The sequence below is a fragment of the Pseudoalteromonas sp. H105 genome, from assembly GCF_001469215.1.
Classification (GTDB): domain Bacteria; phylum Pseudomonadota; class Gammaproteobacteria; order Enterobacterales; family Alteromonadaceae; genus Pseudoalteromonas.
In genome coordinates, this window is the sequence record NZ_LOFH01000002.1 from 537,922 (window position 1) to 555,274 (window position 17,353).

Genomic DNA, 17,353 nt, shown 5'->3' on the forward strand with positions numbered 1-17,353 from the left:
CATTCCTTTTAAAATCTATATGACAGGCTTAAATTGACTGATCGGCCGTCGCTTGGAGAGTGGATAGTTTCATCACCTACTAAATAAACATAGTCAGAGTAACTGTCGAAGAGATTATTGATTCTAAAACCCGCATTACCCCAACCTAAATCGTAATTAAGGGCAAAATCAACCAGTTTATAATCGCCATATTGCCTATTTTGTACGACATTACTGACGTAATAGTCACCTTGAAAATGCCCATAGATAGCCATTTTTAGTTTTTCTATAGGGCGATAAATAACACCTGCCGTTGCCGTAAACTCCGGCACGCCTAATAACCAGTTACCTTTTTGTGCAATTTTAGTTTCACCGGGTTCAACCAGCTTCGCTTCTTGGCGGGTATACGATGCAAAACTAGACCAGTTTGAATTTATATCGGCGCTAAAGGCGAGATCCCAGCCTCGTCGTTTTGTTTCTCCTATGTTGTTAAAGCCACCCGAGCCATCCGTTTTGGGTGTTAGTTCATCTTTAGCATCTTGCTGCCAGACAGACACTCGTGTATTCAACCAATCAAATAACTGCCATTTTACGCCGGTTTCATAACCGTAGTTTTTAGAAAACTCAAAGCCTGGATTTTGCTCGCTCAGATAGGCTTTACTGCCTGTTGGTGCCTGAAAACTAACCCCATAGTTGGCAAAAATATTAAACGAGTCGGTTAATTCATATAACGCATTGAACTTAGGTTGTAAGATCACGCCATCATCATTGATTGCTTTAGTCTGTTGATTAACGCCATCAAATAAGTCGCCCGAAAAGCTATCGAGGCGAAGCCCCCCGCTTAACAATAATCGATCACCTCTGTACTGAAGTTGCGTAAATCCACCGACATTATTGTAATCAAAATCCCAATCACGAAATTGCAATTGGCGGGTTTTCTCACTGGTTCTAAAGCGTTCATTGGTATTGTCTTGCGCTTGATAGTCAAGGCCCATGGTTAACAACCAGGATGAATTCAGTACAGCACTTAATGTAGCAATAGCACCGTATTGGCGGTCTTTCTCTAATCGTTCTTGTTGTGCTGATGTGGCGGTATATTGAATGTAGCGGTGGCGATCAAATTGTTGAATATAGGTTTTCACACTTAGTTGCCATTGTTGATCAAAAGCATGATCTAGGTGCAAGCTGAGGTGTTGGGTTTGTTTGTCACCACTATCATGTTGTGCGTAATCAGCTGACTGGGTTGCATCGCTATGTGCGGCTTCTTCTGTAAGGTATCCAGGTGCATCGGCTTCATAATCAAAATAACGCGCAACAACACCCACTTCGGTTTGATTAGTGGGTTGATAAAACCATTTGCCTGAGAACGTATGTTTTTCCAAGTTACTGTGTTCACGATACCCTTGAGTTTCACGCACACCAACAAAGTAATGCTGTGAGAAGGTGTTATTTACATCACCAAAGTAACCTTGTGCTTCATAAGTATCAAAGCTGCCTACGAGCACTTCCACTTCTTTGGCATCGTCACGGCGACTGCGCAGATTAAGATTACCCGCTAAATTATGTAAACCATAGCGCGCATCATGATTGCCTTTTACAACTTCAATTGATTCCACTTCCATGGGAAACAGCGCATCCATTTCTCCTAAACCCACGTGTAAGTTACTGGGTATACCGTCAATCAATAATTTGGTGTGCGGCATGGAGCCTTCGGCATTAAAGCCACGAATCGCCACATCGGTGGAGATGATCCCCTGGTTAAAACGTGAAAAATAAACGCCAGGAACTTTCTTTAATAAGTCCACCGTAACATTCACATGCTCATTTTGTAATTGGTCTCGGTTAATGATGTCTATAGAACCCACTAGTTGAGCTTCTTTTGCGGCACTATTTTGGTGAACAACTTCAATTACTTCGCCAATAAATAGGGTTGAATCTTTATTTTGCTCATCGTCGGCTTGTACTGCTGTTGCAAGACTAAGGCAGCTAAATAGCGCAAGGCTGATAGGCGAAAGGCGGGTACTACACATGTTGTTTTTCCTATTAATTATACAAGTTCTGGTTTTAGAGAGGCTGTGTTAGCAAGCATGTTGGGCTGAGGTAATGGCTCACCTGAGATAATGTGATGATAATGTGCGTCAAGTTCATCAAGGGTGAGGGTATCGTTATCGAGCAGCGTACACAGTGTTCCTTGCTTCATGATGCCTATATGCTTAGCAAGGGTGTGTGCGCAGTAAAGATCGTGTGTCACCATTAAAATGGCTGCCCCGCGTTGTGCGAGTAGTTCAATGATTTTGATGAATTCACGGGTTGCACTTGGATCCAGCCCTGATGTTGGTTCATCAAGTAACAGCACTTTTGCTCGTCGTAAAATAGCAAATGCAATGCCTACCTTTTGACGCATGCCTTTTGAATAGCTACTCAGGGGGTTGAGCCAGGCACTTTTTTGCAGCCCTGTTTGTATCAGCGCATCTTCAATCTGTTCGTTGCTTGTAGCTTGTTTTGTAAGAGATGCTAAATATTGCAGGTTTTCAATCGCGTTAAACTCTTCAAATAAATTTACTTGCTCAGGGAGGTAAACAAGTTTCCGTTTGCTTTTTTCTGGCTCCATTTGCACGTCAATATTATCAATGGTTATTCGACCAGAATCAGGAGTAATAAAGTTTAGAAGCAGGTTTAGTGTGGTACTTTTACCCGCGCCGTTAGCACCAAGTAAGCAGGTAACTTGACCTGCGGGAATAGATAAGCATAAATCGTTTAAGGCATGGTTATCACCAAACGATTTACTCAAGTGACTTATTTCAATCATGAGAAACCTTTTAATATTGTTATAATGTATCAATTGTTATGTTATAACAATTTAACTTTGGGGACAACAATAAGAATGATTCTCAAATAAATATACCTATCTAAAAAGCATCATTGGCTAGCGTGTGATGAAATCAACGGTTGTTGTAAAGTGATGCAGGCGAGTAGGTATATGCCTATACTCGCGTAGGCGGGTATAGGCATATTAATTCTGAGTTTAATGATTACCAGAACGTTAGCGTGTTTGTTTTATACTCATTGTTAGTGTAATCATGGTGATCGCACATGCTAAAAAGTAGTAAGGCATGCCTGCATGCCAACTCGCTTGGCCATTAACGCCTAAAAAGTCTAGGTATAATGCTGTTTGAATTGGGCCTAAGTACCAAATAGCCGGAAAAAGTACTTCAAACATGCGTTTTGTTTGGGTCAATGCGCCACAAAAATAAGCAAGCGAAGTCATAAATATAATCGCAATACACAATTGGATCAGCAGTAACCATTCAGCGATTAAAATCAGCCGTGCAACTGCGCCTAAACATGCAAGTACAAGCACGGCACACCCTGCGGTTAAGCTGGCTGTATTTTGTAATAAAGGGGTGCGTTTACTGTAGGTCATTATTTCAAGCGTATTCATTTGCTTTTCCAGTTGCCCTAATGGCGAAATAACGAGAACACACCACAATAGTGAAAGCGGTATAAACGCACTTATTAGTAACTGCTGACTTACGAATAGCTGACACACATTCAAAACAAACCAACCAATAAACCAACCATTAGTTTGTCCCTTGAGCATTAGTTTAAGCTCTAGTCTAAAAAAACGCGTGAACGAAAATGACTTGGTTGCGGCTATGAATAAGGTATCAAGCATGGTTGCGACTTTTCCAAGGTAGCTTGCAAGGGCAGACCTGCCTTTTATCTGTGTTGTTGAGGTATGGCTAAAACGATCAAAGCACCAAAATGCTAGTATCAACCCGACCAAACTGATGCCCAATAAAGGCAGCATCCCAACAAGATAAGGTGAGCTCGGCGTAAATCCATCCCATAAAAAGGTGTTGACAGAATTACTGGTTGTGATGCCGATGTTAGACATACCTTGCTGAGCAGGAAAACGGGTTGCTACTTCAGTTTCTAGGTTTTCAAGTATTGCGCCAATCCCCGACATTCCTTCAATACTCTGAGTAATAGACCCAACCCATAAGAAAAAATAAGCCACATTACCAAAGCCGCCTCGCAGCCATTTTATTGATTCGAACAAAATAGCGATGGATGAAATAGCGAACAATAAGGGGAGCACAAACACCAGCTGCGGCCACACAAAAGCCCATACATCCAATTGATAACTCTCACCGTAATACATTTGAATAAAGAGACTCGTCAGCAACATAACCAATACGATAATCAGCAAAATCAATAGGTTGACAGCCCACTTAGCAAATACAAAGACGTGTGTGTTGATGGGGGTGGCTGCAATTAACTCACACGTGTTTGATTGCCGGTCTAATTCAAGGGCATTTTTGACTAAATAAAAACAAATAATAGGTAAAAACATCACATTGAGCATGGCAAGGCATAGCCCAATCCATGCGCTATTGTAAACACCGCGATAGCCATTAATGATGAGAGTTTGATAGTGTGCATCAGGTGGTGGGAAGTACAATAGTGTTAATACTGACATCAAGAGCAGCGTTACAATAAAGCGCTGTTGCCGTGTACGCTGTTTAAAGTCAGCGATGATACATTGCCCTATGTGTTTCATTAGCTTGCTCTCTGTGCGCTTGCGGTAGCAAATTGATCACGGGTAAAATACAAATATGCATCTTCTAACGTGGCTTCTCTGAGCGTTGCTTTTTCACTCGGGCTAAACGGAGAAACAATGTTAAGCGCCAGCTTGTTTGCGCGCTTTACACTATGGCTCACAATAAACTCATCCTGAATGCGTTTAAGTTCGCTATGTTCAACGTTAAGTGTCCAACATTTATCGGCTACTTCTTGTTGTAATACTGCCGAGGTGGTGGAGCGAATAAGGCGACTGTTTTGCATAATCGCAACATGATCAGCAATAGATTCAACATCAGAGACAATATGCGTTGAGAATATAATACAGCGGTCTGTCGAAAGCTCAGTTAACAACTGCCTGAAATTCGAACGTTCATGTGGGTCAAGGCCCACGGTTGGTTCGTCAATAATTAGTAATTGGGGGTTGTTTAATAGTGCTTGAGCAATACCTATTCGCTGCTTCATGCCGCCGGAATACCCTTTTAAAGGTTGGTTTGCCGCATGGGTTAAATTTAGCTTATTAAGTAAGTCGTCAATGATGTTTTTACTTTGGGTGTTTTCGAGCCCTTTTAATCCCGCCATATATTGCAAAAACTCAATGCCAGTTAGTTGGTCATACACCCCAAAATACTGCGGTAAATAGCCCAACTCTTTGCGTAACAACTGGGGCGCTTTAACAATATCGTGGCCTTTATATAAAATAGTGCCCTGTGTTGGTTTTGTAATAGTGGCCAGTATTCTCATTAAACTCGATTTGCCCGCCCCGTTAGGGCCTAACAAGGCTAAAATACCAGGTTTAACCTGTAACGACAGATCATTTATAGCCCATTGTTTATCTTTACCTTTTTTATATTGATGGCTCAATGATTGAATATCTAACATGCGTGTTCGTCTCTTGCGAATTAAGTTTATTTACTCAGCAATGATTAGACCATTATTTAAAGCATTAAATATCAGCAGGTTAGCGAGGAGGTGCTTTTTGTGAGGTGTACTTAATAACCACTTTCGCTAAATAGTAGTGAAAAGTACAAACAATGCCATGATGCTAACTAAGGGGCAATAGATTGAACTTTCAGGCTTTTTGGTTTAGGTCTCACTAGCGAGTGACCATGTTTCATATAAGATGGCAGCTTTGAAAGCCGCCGACTCTCGTCGGCGATATGGACATGTTAAAAGTTGAGAAGGTTGGCTGGCGAGTATTGATCTGTTAATACCTTGGTATTAGCGGGCCAGTCTTGATTATCTTTCGTTGCCTTCATACCTTTACTGATTGCTGTTAAGTCAACACCATAGGGTGAGAGCAAAGGGGCTAAACGTGCTATTTTACTAGCGATCTGCTGCTCCGTTGGGTGCTGTTTATAACCGGCTAAGATGATGCGATTGCTATTTTTAGTCGTTGATACATTTATAAAATCACCAAAAACGGCGTGATAAGTCGCGGATTCATGCTGGTACAGTTTACTTGATGAAAATGTATTGGCAGCCACAATACCATTAGGCGAAAGCACGCTTTTAATTTCTTCAAAAAACTCTTTGGTTAACAGATGCTCAGGGATGTAATCACCATTAAAAGCATCAAGAATGACCCAATCATATTGTTGTTTTTTTATCGCGGCACGTTTAATAAAAATACGGCCATCTTGCACTTTAGAAGTGACGTTATCATTTTCTACAAATGCAAAGTAATCTCTGGCTACCTTAATAACGGCCGGATCAATTTCTACGTTTTCTATTGTAGCATCAGGGTAGAGTTCGTGTATTACATTAGACAGTGTCCCTCCCCCTAACCCAATAATGAGCACATTCTTAGGGTCATCAATCATGAATAAGCTAGCAAAGGTGAGTTTAGTGTAGTTGAACACAAGTTGTTGCGGCTTACTCTTATACAGACAACTTTGACTACTCATACGGGTTTTTTCGTCAAATTTTAAACACCGCAGATCGCCGTTTTCTTCCACTAATATATTGCGATATAAAGAGCGTTCACTATGGATGACTTCTGCGTTTACTTGGATGGTTAGCAAAGCTGTTGCAGCTAAATATAAGGCAGCGAGCTTACGCATACGCGACCTCCTTTTTTGCCAGAGTGTCAACGGCAATTGCAAGCAGCCCTAAACTCCCTATTAAAGTAGCAAACCCAATAATGATGCTATTGACATCAAATGCCAGCACCATATAAAAAGACGTAATAATTGTGCCTAAAGCGCTGCCTAAGGTGCTAACAAAGTATAAGCCGCCAGCAACTTGGCCACTTCTTTCACGGTCGGTAACGAGTAACCTAACAGAGTAGGGCGAAATCATGCCTAGAATAATGGTTGGGATAAAAAATAAGGCGGTAGAAGCAAGCAAAGAGCCATAGCGACTATCCTCGATATGGCTGAAAATAAATTCCATTATAGGTTGTGCGAAAAGCGCGATGGGTAGCACCATAATACTTGCTAATAAAAAGATCAGCCCATATTTTGTTAAAGAGGGTTGGCGAATCGACATTTTACCGCCAAGTAAATAACCAAACGATAGACTCAGCATAAACACGGTAATAATACTGCCCCATATATGCACGCTGCTACCAAAAAATGGCGCTAATATCCGCCCGCCGAGTAACTCTATTCCCATGATACTAAAGCCACTGCTAAAGGCTAAAAAGTAAATTAATGCATTAGTTTTGTTGAACATTTACAGATTCTTATTGTTGTTATATTTAACCCATCTTAACGTGATGTAAAGTGCTTCGCTACACTATTTGGTGACTTTTTATACGTGCAGTAACACGGCTGTGAGCACATTTTGTATGTTTATTCATAATGATGTTGCTGAATTATTCGCTATTTTTTTTAACAGCTTGTATTCTTAAAACATAAAAAAGCGTAGGTATCGCATTGTTAACTAGTTATTAAGGATTAGATGTGGAAAATCATGAACAGCTCAATTACGTTGAGTTTGCAGCGAAAGATTTAATGGTTACAAAAGCGTTCTTCAGTGCGGTGTTTAATTGGCAGTTTACAGATTATGGCCCTGACTACACGGCGTTTAGTAAAGTGCATGCTGGGCTCGATGGTGGCTTTTATAAAGCACCTCTGTGTGCAAACAGCGCGAATGGAGCGCCATTATTAGTTTTTTATAGCAATGATATTACCGCAACGCAGTCTAAGGTAGAGCAGCATGGAGGGGCCATTATTAAGGCCATTTTTGAATTTCCGGGAGGCTGTCGGTTTCATTTTGCTGAGCCTAGCGGCAACGAGTTCGCCGTGTGGTCGGAAAAAGTATAGCCGTTACTTTATGGATCAAATTTTTACTAACTCAAACTGACTTCATGGCAAATAAAAGCAATAAAGTGCTTCGCGCTGTTACGCTTAAACTGTTTCAGGTAACAATTTCTCTGCTTAATGTGCGATTTAGTGAAAGAACAACGTTATATTTACTCAGGCACAGAGGACAAAACAGTGATGCACAGTAACTTAATCAAGCAAGTTAGTAATTGCATGATCTGTGAACCCCATTTGCCCTTGGGAGTGCGCCCCGTGATTCAATGTAATACGAATGCACGTATTTTAATTGCTGGTCAAGCCCCTGGGCTAAAAGTACATCAAACAGGTAAACCGTTTAATGACGCCAGCGGTGAACGATTGCGCCAATGGCTGAGTATTAATGAAGAGGTATTTTATGACGCAAATAAAATTGCGATTTTACCGATGGGCTTTTGCTACCCAGGTAAAGGTAAGTCAGGCGATCTGCCTCCGCGAAAAGAGTGTGCACCGGCATGGCGAGCATCGCTATTAAATGCATTACCCAATATACAGCTAACAATTGTTTTAGGTAAATATGCACAGGCATATCATATGCCACAACATAAAAGCCGGTCGCTGACTGAGTTAGTAAAATCGTGGCGTGAGCATTGGCCTAATATAATCGCATTGCCTCACCCAAGCCCGTTAAATAATAGGTGGTTGAGTAAAAACCCATGGTTTGAAGTTGATGTATTACCCACACTTCAAAAGCAGGTTGCCACTATTTTACAGTACCAAGGTGATGAATGATTAATACACAATTTAGCAGCACCGGATTCTTTCATGTGCCAGGTTTCTACACAGAGCCTGAGCTGTGCGAGGTGCGTGATGTTGTAAAATGTTTTCATCAGCAGTGGATCCCAGATAATCATCACTTTTATAAAAGCAAAGCGGTCAATAGCGCCTATTTAACCGCTAACACATACCTTAATGATGCACAACGTATGGTGCTTTTTAAGTTTATTGCCAGCCATAAACTGATGGCGCAGGTTGATTCAATCTTAACGCGCGCCGCTTTTATGAATACGCAATTGTTTTTTAATCCGGTGAATCCAGAGCAAGAGAATTATTGGCACCGAGATATGCAATACCATTTAGATATCAATGAACAACAAGCAGCGTTAGCAGGACCTGAAGTCATTCATTGTCGCGTTGCCCTAGAAGATGAACCTGGCATCGAGCTGGTTCCGGGTACACACCGACGCTGGGATACACCTGATGAGCTGGCAACGCGTTTAGCAACAGATCATAACAACACGCACGATGATCTTGCTACCGGTCACACGATAGAAATGCAGGCCGGAGACTTACTTATTTTTTCAGCAAATATGATTCATCGCGGCCTCTATGGAAAAGACCGTTTAGCATTGGACATATTGTTTTGTGAACCTCAGCCTGATGTATTGCATTTTGTGCAGGATATCTGCTTACCAAGCAATCAGATGCTTAACCAGTTAGAAGATGCCAGCGCTTTTGAAGTGACGCTGGCGCATCAGTAGGGCTTTATTATATTTGATGCGCTAAAAGCGCAAGTAATTGATCTTTTGATAACTGCCCTGTATCACCATTGCCAGTTAACAATTTGTCCGCTAACGCCTGTTTATGTTCATGTAATTCAAGAATCTTCTCTTCAATTGTATTTTTGGCAATTAACCGATACACAGTGACAGGGCGAGTTTGCCCTAATCGGTGTGCTCTATCAGAAGCTTGTTGTTCAACAGCCGGATTCCACCAAGGGTCGAGATGCAATACGTAATCTGCAGCGGTTAAGTTAAGCCCTGTTCCGCCCGCTTTTAAACTGATTAAAAATAAGGGGGCATCACCCGCTTGAAACTTTTCTACTTGCTGCTTCCGTTTGTTTGCACTCATGCTGCCATCGAGATAGCAATACTCAATTCCACGTTTTTTCAGGCGTTGTTCAACCAGTTTCAATACATCAACAAACTGGCTAAAAATAAGTGCTTGGTGATTGTTTTCAAGCAAATCAGTAATAATGGATTCAGCGGTATCGAGCTTACTAGAGGCAATATTACTGTTTTCAAGTAACAGTTGTGGTGCAATACAGGCGCGGCGAAGTTTGGTTAATGATGCCAAAATAGTGATGTATTGGCTGTCTTTTTGGTTTGCTTGTTCAAGCGCGTTTAAACGTGTTGCCTGATACAAAGCGTGTTCTTTTTCGCTAAGCGCAAACGTGAGGTTTATTTCGGTTTTTTCAGGCAGCTCTTTTAATACGGTGTGTTTATTTCGCCTGAGTATAAAAGGCGTGATCAATGCTTTTAATGTTTCAGCCTGTTGCTGGTTTTTATCCGCATTACCAAAGCGCTTTTTAAAGGCCGGCAGTGTGTGTAAAAAGCCCGGCATCAAAAAGTTGAACAGGCTCCATAACTCACCCAAATGATTTTCTATCGGGGTACCTGACAGCGCAATTTTAAACTCCCCATTTAGTGCAAATGCTGCTTTGGCTCTTTGGCTTAATGGGTTTTTTATTGCTTGAGCCTCATCAAGAATGATGTTGGTAAAGTGTTTAGCGGCAAGCTGCTCGCCAATCAAGGGCAGCAATCCGTAGCTGACAATAACAAGGTCATTCGCTATTGCGCTAGTTAATACCTCATCACACATTCCTGCATTATCAATGGTTTTTATTGTGAGTGATGGTGTAAAGCGCTGTGCTTCAACAGCCCAGTTGTGGCATACCGATTTTGGGGCAATAACTAAACTAGCACCCCGCGTACTGCGCATTTGAATAACACTAAGCGTTTGTAATGTTTTACCTAACCCCATGTCATCGGCTAAACAGGCATTTAAGCCCCAATTAGCCAATTGCATCAACCATTCTACACCAGCGATTTGGTAGTCTCGCAATGTATTAACCAGGTGCGCTGGGATTATGGCTGGTATCGTCTGATTAAACTTCGCTAGGCGTTGTTGCCAACGCTCGCCCACAGTGACGTTTTCTAAATCCGATACGCTTCTAAAAAGTGGCAATGAGCGGGCATTCGCAATACGAAGTTGCGTTGTGTCGTTATCGTGCTGCATACCTTCAAGGCGGGTTAATAGGGTAGTTAATCGTTGATCTAATAAAAGCGATGTCTCATCGCCTAAATCAATGATGCTGCCCCTGCGTGGGGCTTTGAGGAGTGTTTGTAAAGCATAAACCTCACCGTTTGGCAGTGAGAGATCGCCGCTGACACTAAGCCAATCATTATCGTCATTAAGGTTAAGCGACAGCTGCTTACTATTGGCGACTTTCATGTTTTGGCTGCTTTCGTCCCAGCTTAACACCAGCGCATTTTTTTTATGTGCATACTCCAGTGTTTGTATGGCGTGGCTAATATCTTCAGGGATAAAAAATTGCTGCAGATGCGTGTGCCGTTGATAGTCTTTATCTATAAATACACCATTGAGTTGCTTTAACAACGTGTTAAACGTTCGTTGTTCTTTTTTAAGGTCGCGTTGAACAACAATATTATCTGTTTCATTACCATCGTCATGTACGAGTGTGGTTGCCCCTAGTGCAGGTATGACCCAAGGTCCATCAACACCTAATGGCATAACGTAAAAATTAACGTCTATTCCCATGTGGGTTAGTTTGATAACAGCACTTAACTCAACCCCCCCTTGTCGTACGTTATTAACGTGTGCAAACTCTTTGCGCTGGCTGCTTATAAAGTGATCATCCGCCAAGGCTTTCAACGCAATGTTTAATTGCGGTAAACGCTCTTGTGTTAGATTATTAGGTTGATGTGAAAAAAGTTGCTGTAATTTTAGTTGTTTTTCACTAATGGCAAAAACTTGATAACTACTGTCGTGGCTATGAGTTAATAAAAAATCCTCATCACACTCTTTAATTTCTGGTTGCAGCGCTAGTTTATAACAATCGTTATTATCTTTAACAATTTCAATGACAAATTCACCACGGATAATACTAAGCGGTTCACCATGAAGGCTTTCTAAGTTTTTTAAGCCAATTAAAGCATGAAGCACTGTCGCCGTTGCTTGCACTTCTTGGTATCCAAACCCTGCATGATTATAAATAACGTTTATTAGCTTGATATCGGCTTCGGTTAGGGCGGGTTCATATTGCCCATTTTCAAGATCATGTATGGCGACTTTTCGTCCTTTAGTCCACTCATTTTTAGCATTAAGTTGTTGTACTTTAGCTTGGATCAGCGGTAAATCCAGATGAGTTAGATCCAGCTGCCAAATAACGCGCATCGTGGCTTTTTTTTCATTTATTTGGCTTATTTCATCAAGCCACCGTTGCCATTGTGGTACGCGTACAAAATATTTTAAAACACCTTCGCTGGGCAGAGGAGTATCATCGTAGAGCCAGTTCGCTAGATATACGCATTGTTTGCCAAGCCAATGCGAATGCGGTTCTAAGCTCTCTAAGAGCTGTTTTAGAAGTGTTGATTGCCCGCGTAATTCATTTATTTGCTCATCATTAGCATACTTAACTAATGCAATTAAAAAGCAAAATAATGCCCCAATTGCGTTTGGGTTACTTATTAAGTTGCTTAGTCTATTAATAAGTCGATATCCAGCAAAGTGAGAAATCGGATCGCTATCCAGTAAATAATCAACACCTATGCTGGTGTAGGCATGTTCCCCAAAATGTTTGTGGTACCACTTTTTACAGGTGGTTAATTGTTTAATGTCAGCGGTGCTGCCACTAATAAGTAGGGTTAGCGTGTACAACAGCCCTGTTATTTCAGCGGGGTAACAGCCTTTGCCAAACACTTTCCTAAAGCGAGTGAGCGCACTTTTGTAATTGGCAAGTGCGGTTTCAGTTGAATGACCGCTAATAGCGAGGGTATTCGCCTCTAAAAATAATGCGTGTTGCCAATCAGAGCGGGTGTCGAGTAATTCATCGCATTGATTGTCTTGTAATAATACCGCAAGGTTTTCATTAAAATAGTAACGCGTGTACTCACTCATCCCATCACACGAGTTAACTAATTTAGGCCAAGGTTTTGCTGCCATTAAATTAAAAAATTGCGCGTGAGCGAAGTGAGTCAGGCATTCTTGCTGCCATTGTTTGGGTAGTATTTCCCAAAGCTGATTAGCAAATTGGGATTGGCCAAGTAAATGTACAAACTGTTCGCCAAGATCAAATTCTGCGTTAACGATAATATGGTTTTTTGTTTGATTAAAATGGTGCAGTAACAAGGTAATAAAATTTAGCGCACGATCTTGTTGATGATAAACATGGCTAATTTCAGTTAATAATGGATCAATTAAGCTGGTTTGGTGTTGTAGCAAATTAATAACAATATAAGGAACAGCATCCGTCGTCACTTTATAGTGGGGCCCAAAGGGCAGTTTCCATAGTAGTTCCATATCGACTAATTGTTCGGTTAGTGCAGTGACATCAGCTTTTGAAAACGAATAGCCGGGTTTAAATACACGAAATAGTCGCTGAGAAATTTGTTGCTCTGAATGTTGAAAACCATACGACGAGGCACTCAAAAGGTGAGCAAGTAAAACACATAGGCGTTTTTTCTCGTCTTGCGTATTTACGCTTGGCAGGTCATTCAATGGCATAAAGTGTCTAACATATCGCTTTTACATGAGGCTTAGTATAAGGAGCCATTTTTAACAAGCAATAAAAAAGCGACCCGTAGGTCGCTTCTTCATCTTAATCATTATTATTGCAATACGGCATATAGTTTTTTCAATTGCGGCATATATTCTTCAATGAGTGCAAGGTTGTGAGCACTCACTAAAGGTTCATCATTACTTTTGGCACTAGCAGAGTTACCCAGCATGCCCATCATCGAACTAGCGCCTTTATCCTTAACGCTATTCATGCTCTGTAATCCCCCCATGAGCTGATTTACTTTTTCTTTATTCTCGGGTGATAACTCACTTTTTATGTTTTCAAAATAGGCCATTGAAACGTCAGTGCCTACAGAGATTAACTGTTCCGGTGTAAAACCATATTTGTTTGTTAATGCTGCAAAATCTTTGTACAAATCATTATCTTTAATCATGCCTAACGCACCAAGCGCCATAGCATTGCTACTATTGTCAGAACCACCAAGTAAGTTTTTTAAATCCGTGCTTTTAAGTGCGTCTTGATTTTGCGACCAATCAACAACCGCAGGAAGCGCTTGCATGTAGTTTTGGAGATCGTTTTCAGTGATATCTTTAGCAAAACTTGAAAAACTCATTGCCATTAAGCTCAGTGCCATCATTAATTTTTTCATGTTAAATTCCTTATAAAATAGTCTGCTTGATTAAGCAAAGTGCCAATACATAGGCTCAGCTTCTAACAAATGTTATACTCACATTTTGACAAAACTATCTGAACCTAATGTTAATTATATCAAATACAGTAACAATTGATGAGTGGGAAGTCGAACTCACCGCAATTCGCTCGCAAGGTGCTGGTGGGCAAAATGTAAATAAAGTAGCCAGTGCTATCCATCTTCGATTTGATATCAAACGCTCTAAACTGCCTGACTTTTACAAGCAGCGCCTACTTCAACTTAATGACAGTCGAGTAACAAAAGAGGGCGTCATTGTATTAAAAGCGCAAAGTCATCGCACACAAGAGTTAAACAGAGAAGACGCGTTAAAGCGTTTAAAAGATTTGATCGTATCAGCGACTAAGTTAGAGCGCGCGCGACGGGCAACAAAGCCCACCAGAAGTTCGCAGCGCAAGCGTATGGATAAAAAAACCAAACATGGTCAAACCAAAGCGTTGCGCGGCAATATAAAACTTTAGAGCCTTTCTATGGGGAACACCCACATTCTAGGCTCAGCTTTACTTAAAACGAAAATAGTGCTGAGACAGCACCGGAAATAACAGCCTTAGTTAAAGCATAGGTTTTAGTACATTAAACAATGCACTGATATGGTCATTTCTGTCGTTCAGCGCCGCAATATAGCGGTATTTTTCGCCGCCTGCATGCTCAAAAATTTCGCGGTTTTCACCCTCTAATTCTTCAAGCGTCTCAAGGCAATCTGCACTGAATGCTGGGCTGATAATCGCAACGTCTTTAATTCCTTCCCCTGGCAAAGCCTCAAGTGTGGCGTCTGTATAAGGTTTTAACCACTCAGCCTTACCGAATCGACTTTGGAATGTACTTATCACCATCTCTTTATCAAGGCCTAGTTTTTCCACAACAAGACGAGTGGTTTGTAAACACAAGCAATGATACGGATCACCATTGTCTAAGAACTGTTTTGGCATACCATGGTATGAGAATACCAGTTTTTGTGGTGTACCATTAGCATGTAAGTCTTCACTTACGCTGTTAGCAAGCGATTCAATATATAACTCATTTTTGTGATAGCCATTAATAAAATGAAGTTCAGGTACCCAACGCCATTTTTGTAGCACTTTAGCAACAGCGTCAAAGGTCGACCCCGTGGTTGGGCTAGAATACTGAGGATATAAAGGCAGTACCACAATACGCGTTAAACCTTTATCTCTAAGTTGCTCAAGGCCTGCTTCAATGGATGGGTTCCCGTAACGCATCGCCATAACAACTTCAGTGTTTGTATACCCTTGTGCTTTAATAAACGCATCGAGCTTATCGCGCTGTTGACGAGTGATGTGCGTTAATGGCGAGCCATTCTCAGTCCAGATACTTTCGTATAATTTGGCAGAGCGCTTAGGTCTGATACGTAAAATAATACCATGCAGTATCATCATCCAAATTAGCCGTGGGATCTCGACAATACGGGGATCAGACAAAAACTCCCTTAAATAAATACGTAATGCTTTAGCCGTAGGTGCATCTGGGCTACCTAAATTGGTGAGTAAAATACCTGTTTTTTGGTTAAAACGCTGGTCATGGGGGTTATCGGTTACGGCTGAAAATCGCGACACGCACTGCTCCTAAAGTAGACAGTAATTAGATAAAATTCATATATGCCCAAACTACCTTGAGATATTAACGTCGTTGAAGTTAAAAGCGATTTAGGCAAGGCATTGATTGCAAATAATAGTGGTTCTATCGTTAAAATCAATAACGCAGTATAAATTGCTTTTAAACCAACTCTCTTGGGGTTTCAAAGGCACTTACTTCATCGTTGTTACTTATTAAAAGGCGCTGCCATTTTTGCAAAGTAACGACTTGATCTTAAGCCCCTATAAAACGCTGAATTATGCATCTTGAGGTGGTTTGGGTACATTATTATTCTATTGTAACGAATAAAAGGCTAAATGAGATCACTTAATCAGGATGATTTGATCATGACTCTAAATGGTGACGGTTTTTTAGCTTCAAGTTGCTGCAACTTCTCAATTGATTTAGCACTTAATATATGGCCTTTAGGCAAAAGCATAATACCGGCGTGGCTCTGTAATGCATGCCCGAGTACCATACCTACTTGCAACTCTTGTGCATTCATTATTTTCATTGAGCCTACTTGAGACTGCTGTTTTATGCACTTTAGTTGGCACTGCTCAAGCGCAGACACAATTTTAGGATGATAAAAATTTCCGCTGTATCGAGTTATGCAATCGACAGCGTATTGGTGGCGCTTATCGGATGCTAACGCACTGTTTTCATGGGCGTTCCAATAGTCACGCGCAACAGCTAAAATCATCGCACTGAGCGGAATATCACTGCCTTTTATGCCTTTGGGAATACCATTACCATTGTAATATTCATACTGATGGTAAATAGCCTCAGACACCTCATGCAAATGGGTTGCTGGCATCAACATTAATTGCGCTGTACTGGGATGCGTATAAAAGTTTTTTCGCTGTTGCTCTGTTAACTCATGGACCGGTTTTTTGTAGAGCTCAGGGTCCATGGCAAGCAACCCTATTTGTGCCAGATAACCTGCCATTGATGCCATTTCAATATTTTTTTGTGGCAGCTTTAATTGTTTTGCTATTTCTGTGCATGTATTGGCAATATTCTGTGCTTTAGTACCATCAAGGTATGGATTTGCATTAATAAAGTTATATAAAAGCTCAACGGTACTTCGGTGATCGTCAACCTCATGGGCATTAGCCACTTCGAGTTGTTTTAACACTAATTTAATTTGTTTAGTGCGTTTTTCAACGCGCTGTTCTAATGAATTATTAAGCTCTTTTAGTTGTGAGTTCTGTTTAGTTATTTGCTGTTGCAGCCGCTGGTTTTGTTTTTTTAATTTATACTTTTCAACGCTATCAGTGACGGTACTAAGCAATAAACTATTTTGCCAAGGCTTTTGAATAAAACCGTGTATTTTTCCTTTGTTAACCGCATCCAGGGTTGTATCTATATCAGTGAAGCCGGTCACTAAAATTCGTTGCGAGTCAGGTGAAATAGCTTGTGCCTGATTAAATAGCTCGGCACCATTCATTTGCGGCATGCGCATGTCACTAATGATCACCGCAAACTCGTGTGCTTTGATCTGCTCTAGCGCTAAAAGTGGGTTTGTAAAAGTTGATACATCGTTGTGCTGACTTTTTAGCAGCCTTGATAAAGAGCGCAGTACTATTTCATCGTCGTCTACACACATAATTTGGATCGCTGATTTTTCCACAAACAACTCCT

The 17,353-nt window shown here is 41.1% G+C and carries 14 protein-coding genes; 4 read left to right on the plus strand and 10 right to left on the minus strand.

Annotated elements, in window-relative coordinates:
• Positions 1 to 8 precede the first annotated feature (8 nt).
• The 6 genes from ATS75_RS05845 to ATS75_RS05870 all read right to left on the minus strand — a co-directional run bounded on the left by ATS75_RS05845 (position 9) and on the right by ATS75_RS05870 (position 7,239).
• On the minus strand, positions 9 to 2,009 hold the full coding sequence (locus tag ATS75_RS05845) for a TonB-dependent receptor (protein ID WP_058559488.1): 2,001 nt from the start codon (positions 2,007 to 2,009) through the stop codon (positions 9 to 11).
• A 17-nt stretch (positions 2,010 to 2,026) separates the two neighbouring features.
• Positions 2,027 to 2,788, minus strand: a complete 762-nt coding sequence (locus tag ATS75_RS05850; RefSeq protein ID WP_058559489.1) for an ABC transporter ATP-binding protein — start codon at positions 2,786 to 2,788, stop codon at positions 2,027 to 2,029.
• 234 nt (positions 2,789 to 3,022) lie between these two features.
• Positions 3,023 to 4,543, minus strand: a complete 1,521-nt coding sequence (locus ATS75_RS05855; protein WP_058559490.1) for a hypothetical protein — start codon at positions 4,541 to 4,543, stop codon at positions 3,023 to 3,025.
• The gene (locus ATS75_RS05860) at positions 4,543 to 5,445 is read right to left on the minus strand and encodes an ABC transporter ATP-binding protein (RefSeq protein ID WP_058559491.1); all 903 of its coding nucleotides are present in this window, start codon (positions 5,443 to 5,445) and stop codon (positions 4,543 to 4,545) included. Before ATS75_RS05860 ends, ATS75_RS05855 begins: the two co-directional genes overlap by 1 nt.
• A 287-nt stretch (positions 5,446 to 5,732) precedes the next feature.
• Entirely contained in the window at positions 5,733 to 6,626 is an 894-nt protein-coding gene (locus ATS75_RS05865; protein ID WP_058559492.1) for a spermidine synthase, read from the minus strand.
• Entirely contained in the window at positions 6,619 to 7,239 is a 621-nt protein-coding gene (locus tag ATS75_RS05870; RefSeq protein ID WP_058559493.1) for a fused MFS/spermidine synthase, read from the minus strand. The genes ATS75_RS05865 and ATS75_RS05870 overlap by 8 nt, the downstream gene beginning before the upstream one ends.
• 230 nt (positions 7,240 to 7,469) lie before the next feature.
• Here ATS75_RS05870 and ATS75_RS05875 point away from each other — a divergent pair, with 230 nt between their 5' ends.
• The 3 genes from ATS75_RS05875 (at position 7,470) to ATS75_RS05885 (ending at position 9,349) form a co-directional block, all read left to right on the plus strand.
• On the plus strand, positions 7,470 to 7,832 hold the full coding sequence (locus tag ATS75_RS05875; RefSeq protein ID WP_058559494.1) for a VOC family protein: 363 nt from the start codon (positions 7,470 to 7,472) through the stop codon (positions 7,830 to 7,832).
• Positions 7,833 to 8,009: 177 nt separating this feature from the next.
• Entirely contained in the window at positions 8,010 to 8,600 is a 591-nt protein-coding gene (locus ATS75_RS05880) for a uracil-DNA glycosylase family protein (protein WP_058559581.1), read from the plus strand.
• Positions 8,597 to 9,349, plus strand: a complete 753-nt coding sequence (locus ATS75_RS05885; RefSeq protein WP_058559495.1) for a phytanoyl-CoA dioxygenase family protein — start codon at positions 8,597 to 8,599, stop codon at positions 9,347 to 9,349. Before ATS75_RS05880 ends, ATS75_RS05885 begins: the two co-directional genes overlap by 4 nt.
• Before the next feature lie 7 nt (positions 9,350 to 9,356).
• Here the strand turns inward: ATS75_RS05885 and ATS75_RS05890 are convergent, their stop codons facing one another.
• Complete coding sequence (locus ATS75_RS05890) at positions 9,357 to 13,394, minus strand: DEAD/DEAH box helicase (RefSeq protein ID WP_058559496.1); 4,038 nt, start codon at positions 13,392 to 13,394, stop codon at positions 9,357 to 9,359.
• A gap of 104 nt (positions 13,395 to 13,498) precedes the next feature.
• Complete coding sequence (locus tag ATS75_RS05895) at positions 13,499 to 14,059, minus strand: hypothetical protein (protein WP_058559497.1); 561 nt, start codon at positions 14,057 to 14,059, stop codon at positions 13,499 to 13,501.
• A gap of 107 nt (positions 14,060 to 14,166) precedes the next feature.
• On the opposite strand from ATS75_RS05895, the gene arfB reads away from it, so the two are divergent.
• On the plus strand, positions 14,167 to 14,580 hold the full coding sequence (gene arfB, locus ATS75_RS05900; RefSeq protein ID WP_058559498.1) for an alternative ribosome rescue aminoacyl-tRNA hydrolase ArfB: 414 nt from the start codon (positions 14,167 to 14,169) through the stop codon (positions 14,578 to 14,580).
• 90 nt (positions 14,581 to 14,670) lie between these two features.
• Here arfB and hemH read toward each other — a convergent pair whose 3' ends face one another.
• Together hemH and ATS75_RS05910 are read right to left on the minus strand one after the other, a co-directional pair.
• Positions 14,671 to 15,690: a ferrochelatase gene (gene hemH, locus ATS75_RS05905; RefSeq protein WP_058559499.1), complete on the minus strand. Its 1,020-nt coding sequence runs from the start codon at positions 15,688 to 15,690 to the stop codon at positions 14,671 to 14,673.
• Between the two features lie 350 nt (positions 15,691 to 16,040).
• Positions 16,041 to 17,318 (minus strand): HD domain-containing phosphohydrolase, encoded by a 1,278-nt coding sequence (locus ATS75_RS05910; RefSeq protein WP_058559582.1) that lies wholly within the window; start codon positions 17,316 to 17,318, stop codon positions 16,041 to 16,043.
• Between the last annotated feature and the right edge of the window lie 35 nt (positions 17,319 to 17,353).

Coding starts and splice junctions, on each gene's coding strand:
- ATS75_RS05855 (WP_058559490.1), bottom strand. CDS start 4,543: ATGAAACACATAGGGCAATGTATCATCGCTGACTTTAAACAGCGTACA.
- ATS75_RS05860 (WP_058559491.1), bottom strand. CDS start 5,445: ATGTTAGATATTCAATCATTGAGCCATCAATATAAAAAAGGTAAAGAT.
- ATS75_RS05865 (WP_058559492.1), bottom strand. CDS start 6,626: ATGCGTAAGCTCGCTGCCTTATATTTAGCTGCAACAGCTTTGCTAACC.
- ATS75_RS05850 (WP_058559489.1), bottom strand. CDS start 2,788: ATGATTGAAATAAGTCACTTGAGTAAATCGTTTGGTGATAACCATGCC.
- ATS75_RS05845 (WP_058559488.1), bottom strand. CDS start 2,009: ATGTGTAGTACCCGCCTTTCGCCTATCAGCCTTGCGCTATTTAGCTGC.
- ATS75_RS05895 (WP_058559497.1), bottom strand. CDS start 14,059: ATGAAAAAATTAATGATGGCACTGAGCTTAATGGCAATGAGTTTTTCA.
- ATS75_RS05880 (WP_058559581.1), top strand. CDS start 8,010: ATGCACAGTAACTTAATCAAGCAAGTTAGTAATTGCATGATCTGTGAA.
- ATS75_RS05890 (WP_058559496.1), bottom strand. CDS start 13,394: ATGCCATTGAATGACCTGCCAAGCGTAAATACGCAAGACGAGAAAAAA.
- arfB (WP_058559498.1), top strand. CDS start 14,167: ATGTTAATTATATCAAATACAGTAACAATTGATGAGTGGGAAGTCGAA.
- ATS75_RS05885 (WP_058559495.1), top strand. CDS start 8,597: ATGATTAATACACAATTTAGCAGCACCGGATTCTTTCATGTGCCAGGT.
- ATS75_RS05870 (WP_058559493.1), bottom strand. CDS start 7,239: ATGTTCAACAAAACTAATGCATTAATTTACTTTTTAGCCTTTAGCAGT.
- ATS75_RS05910 (WP_058559582.1), bottom strand. CDS start 17,318: ATGTGTGTAGACGACGATGAAATAGTACTGCGCTCTTTATCAAGGCTG.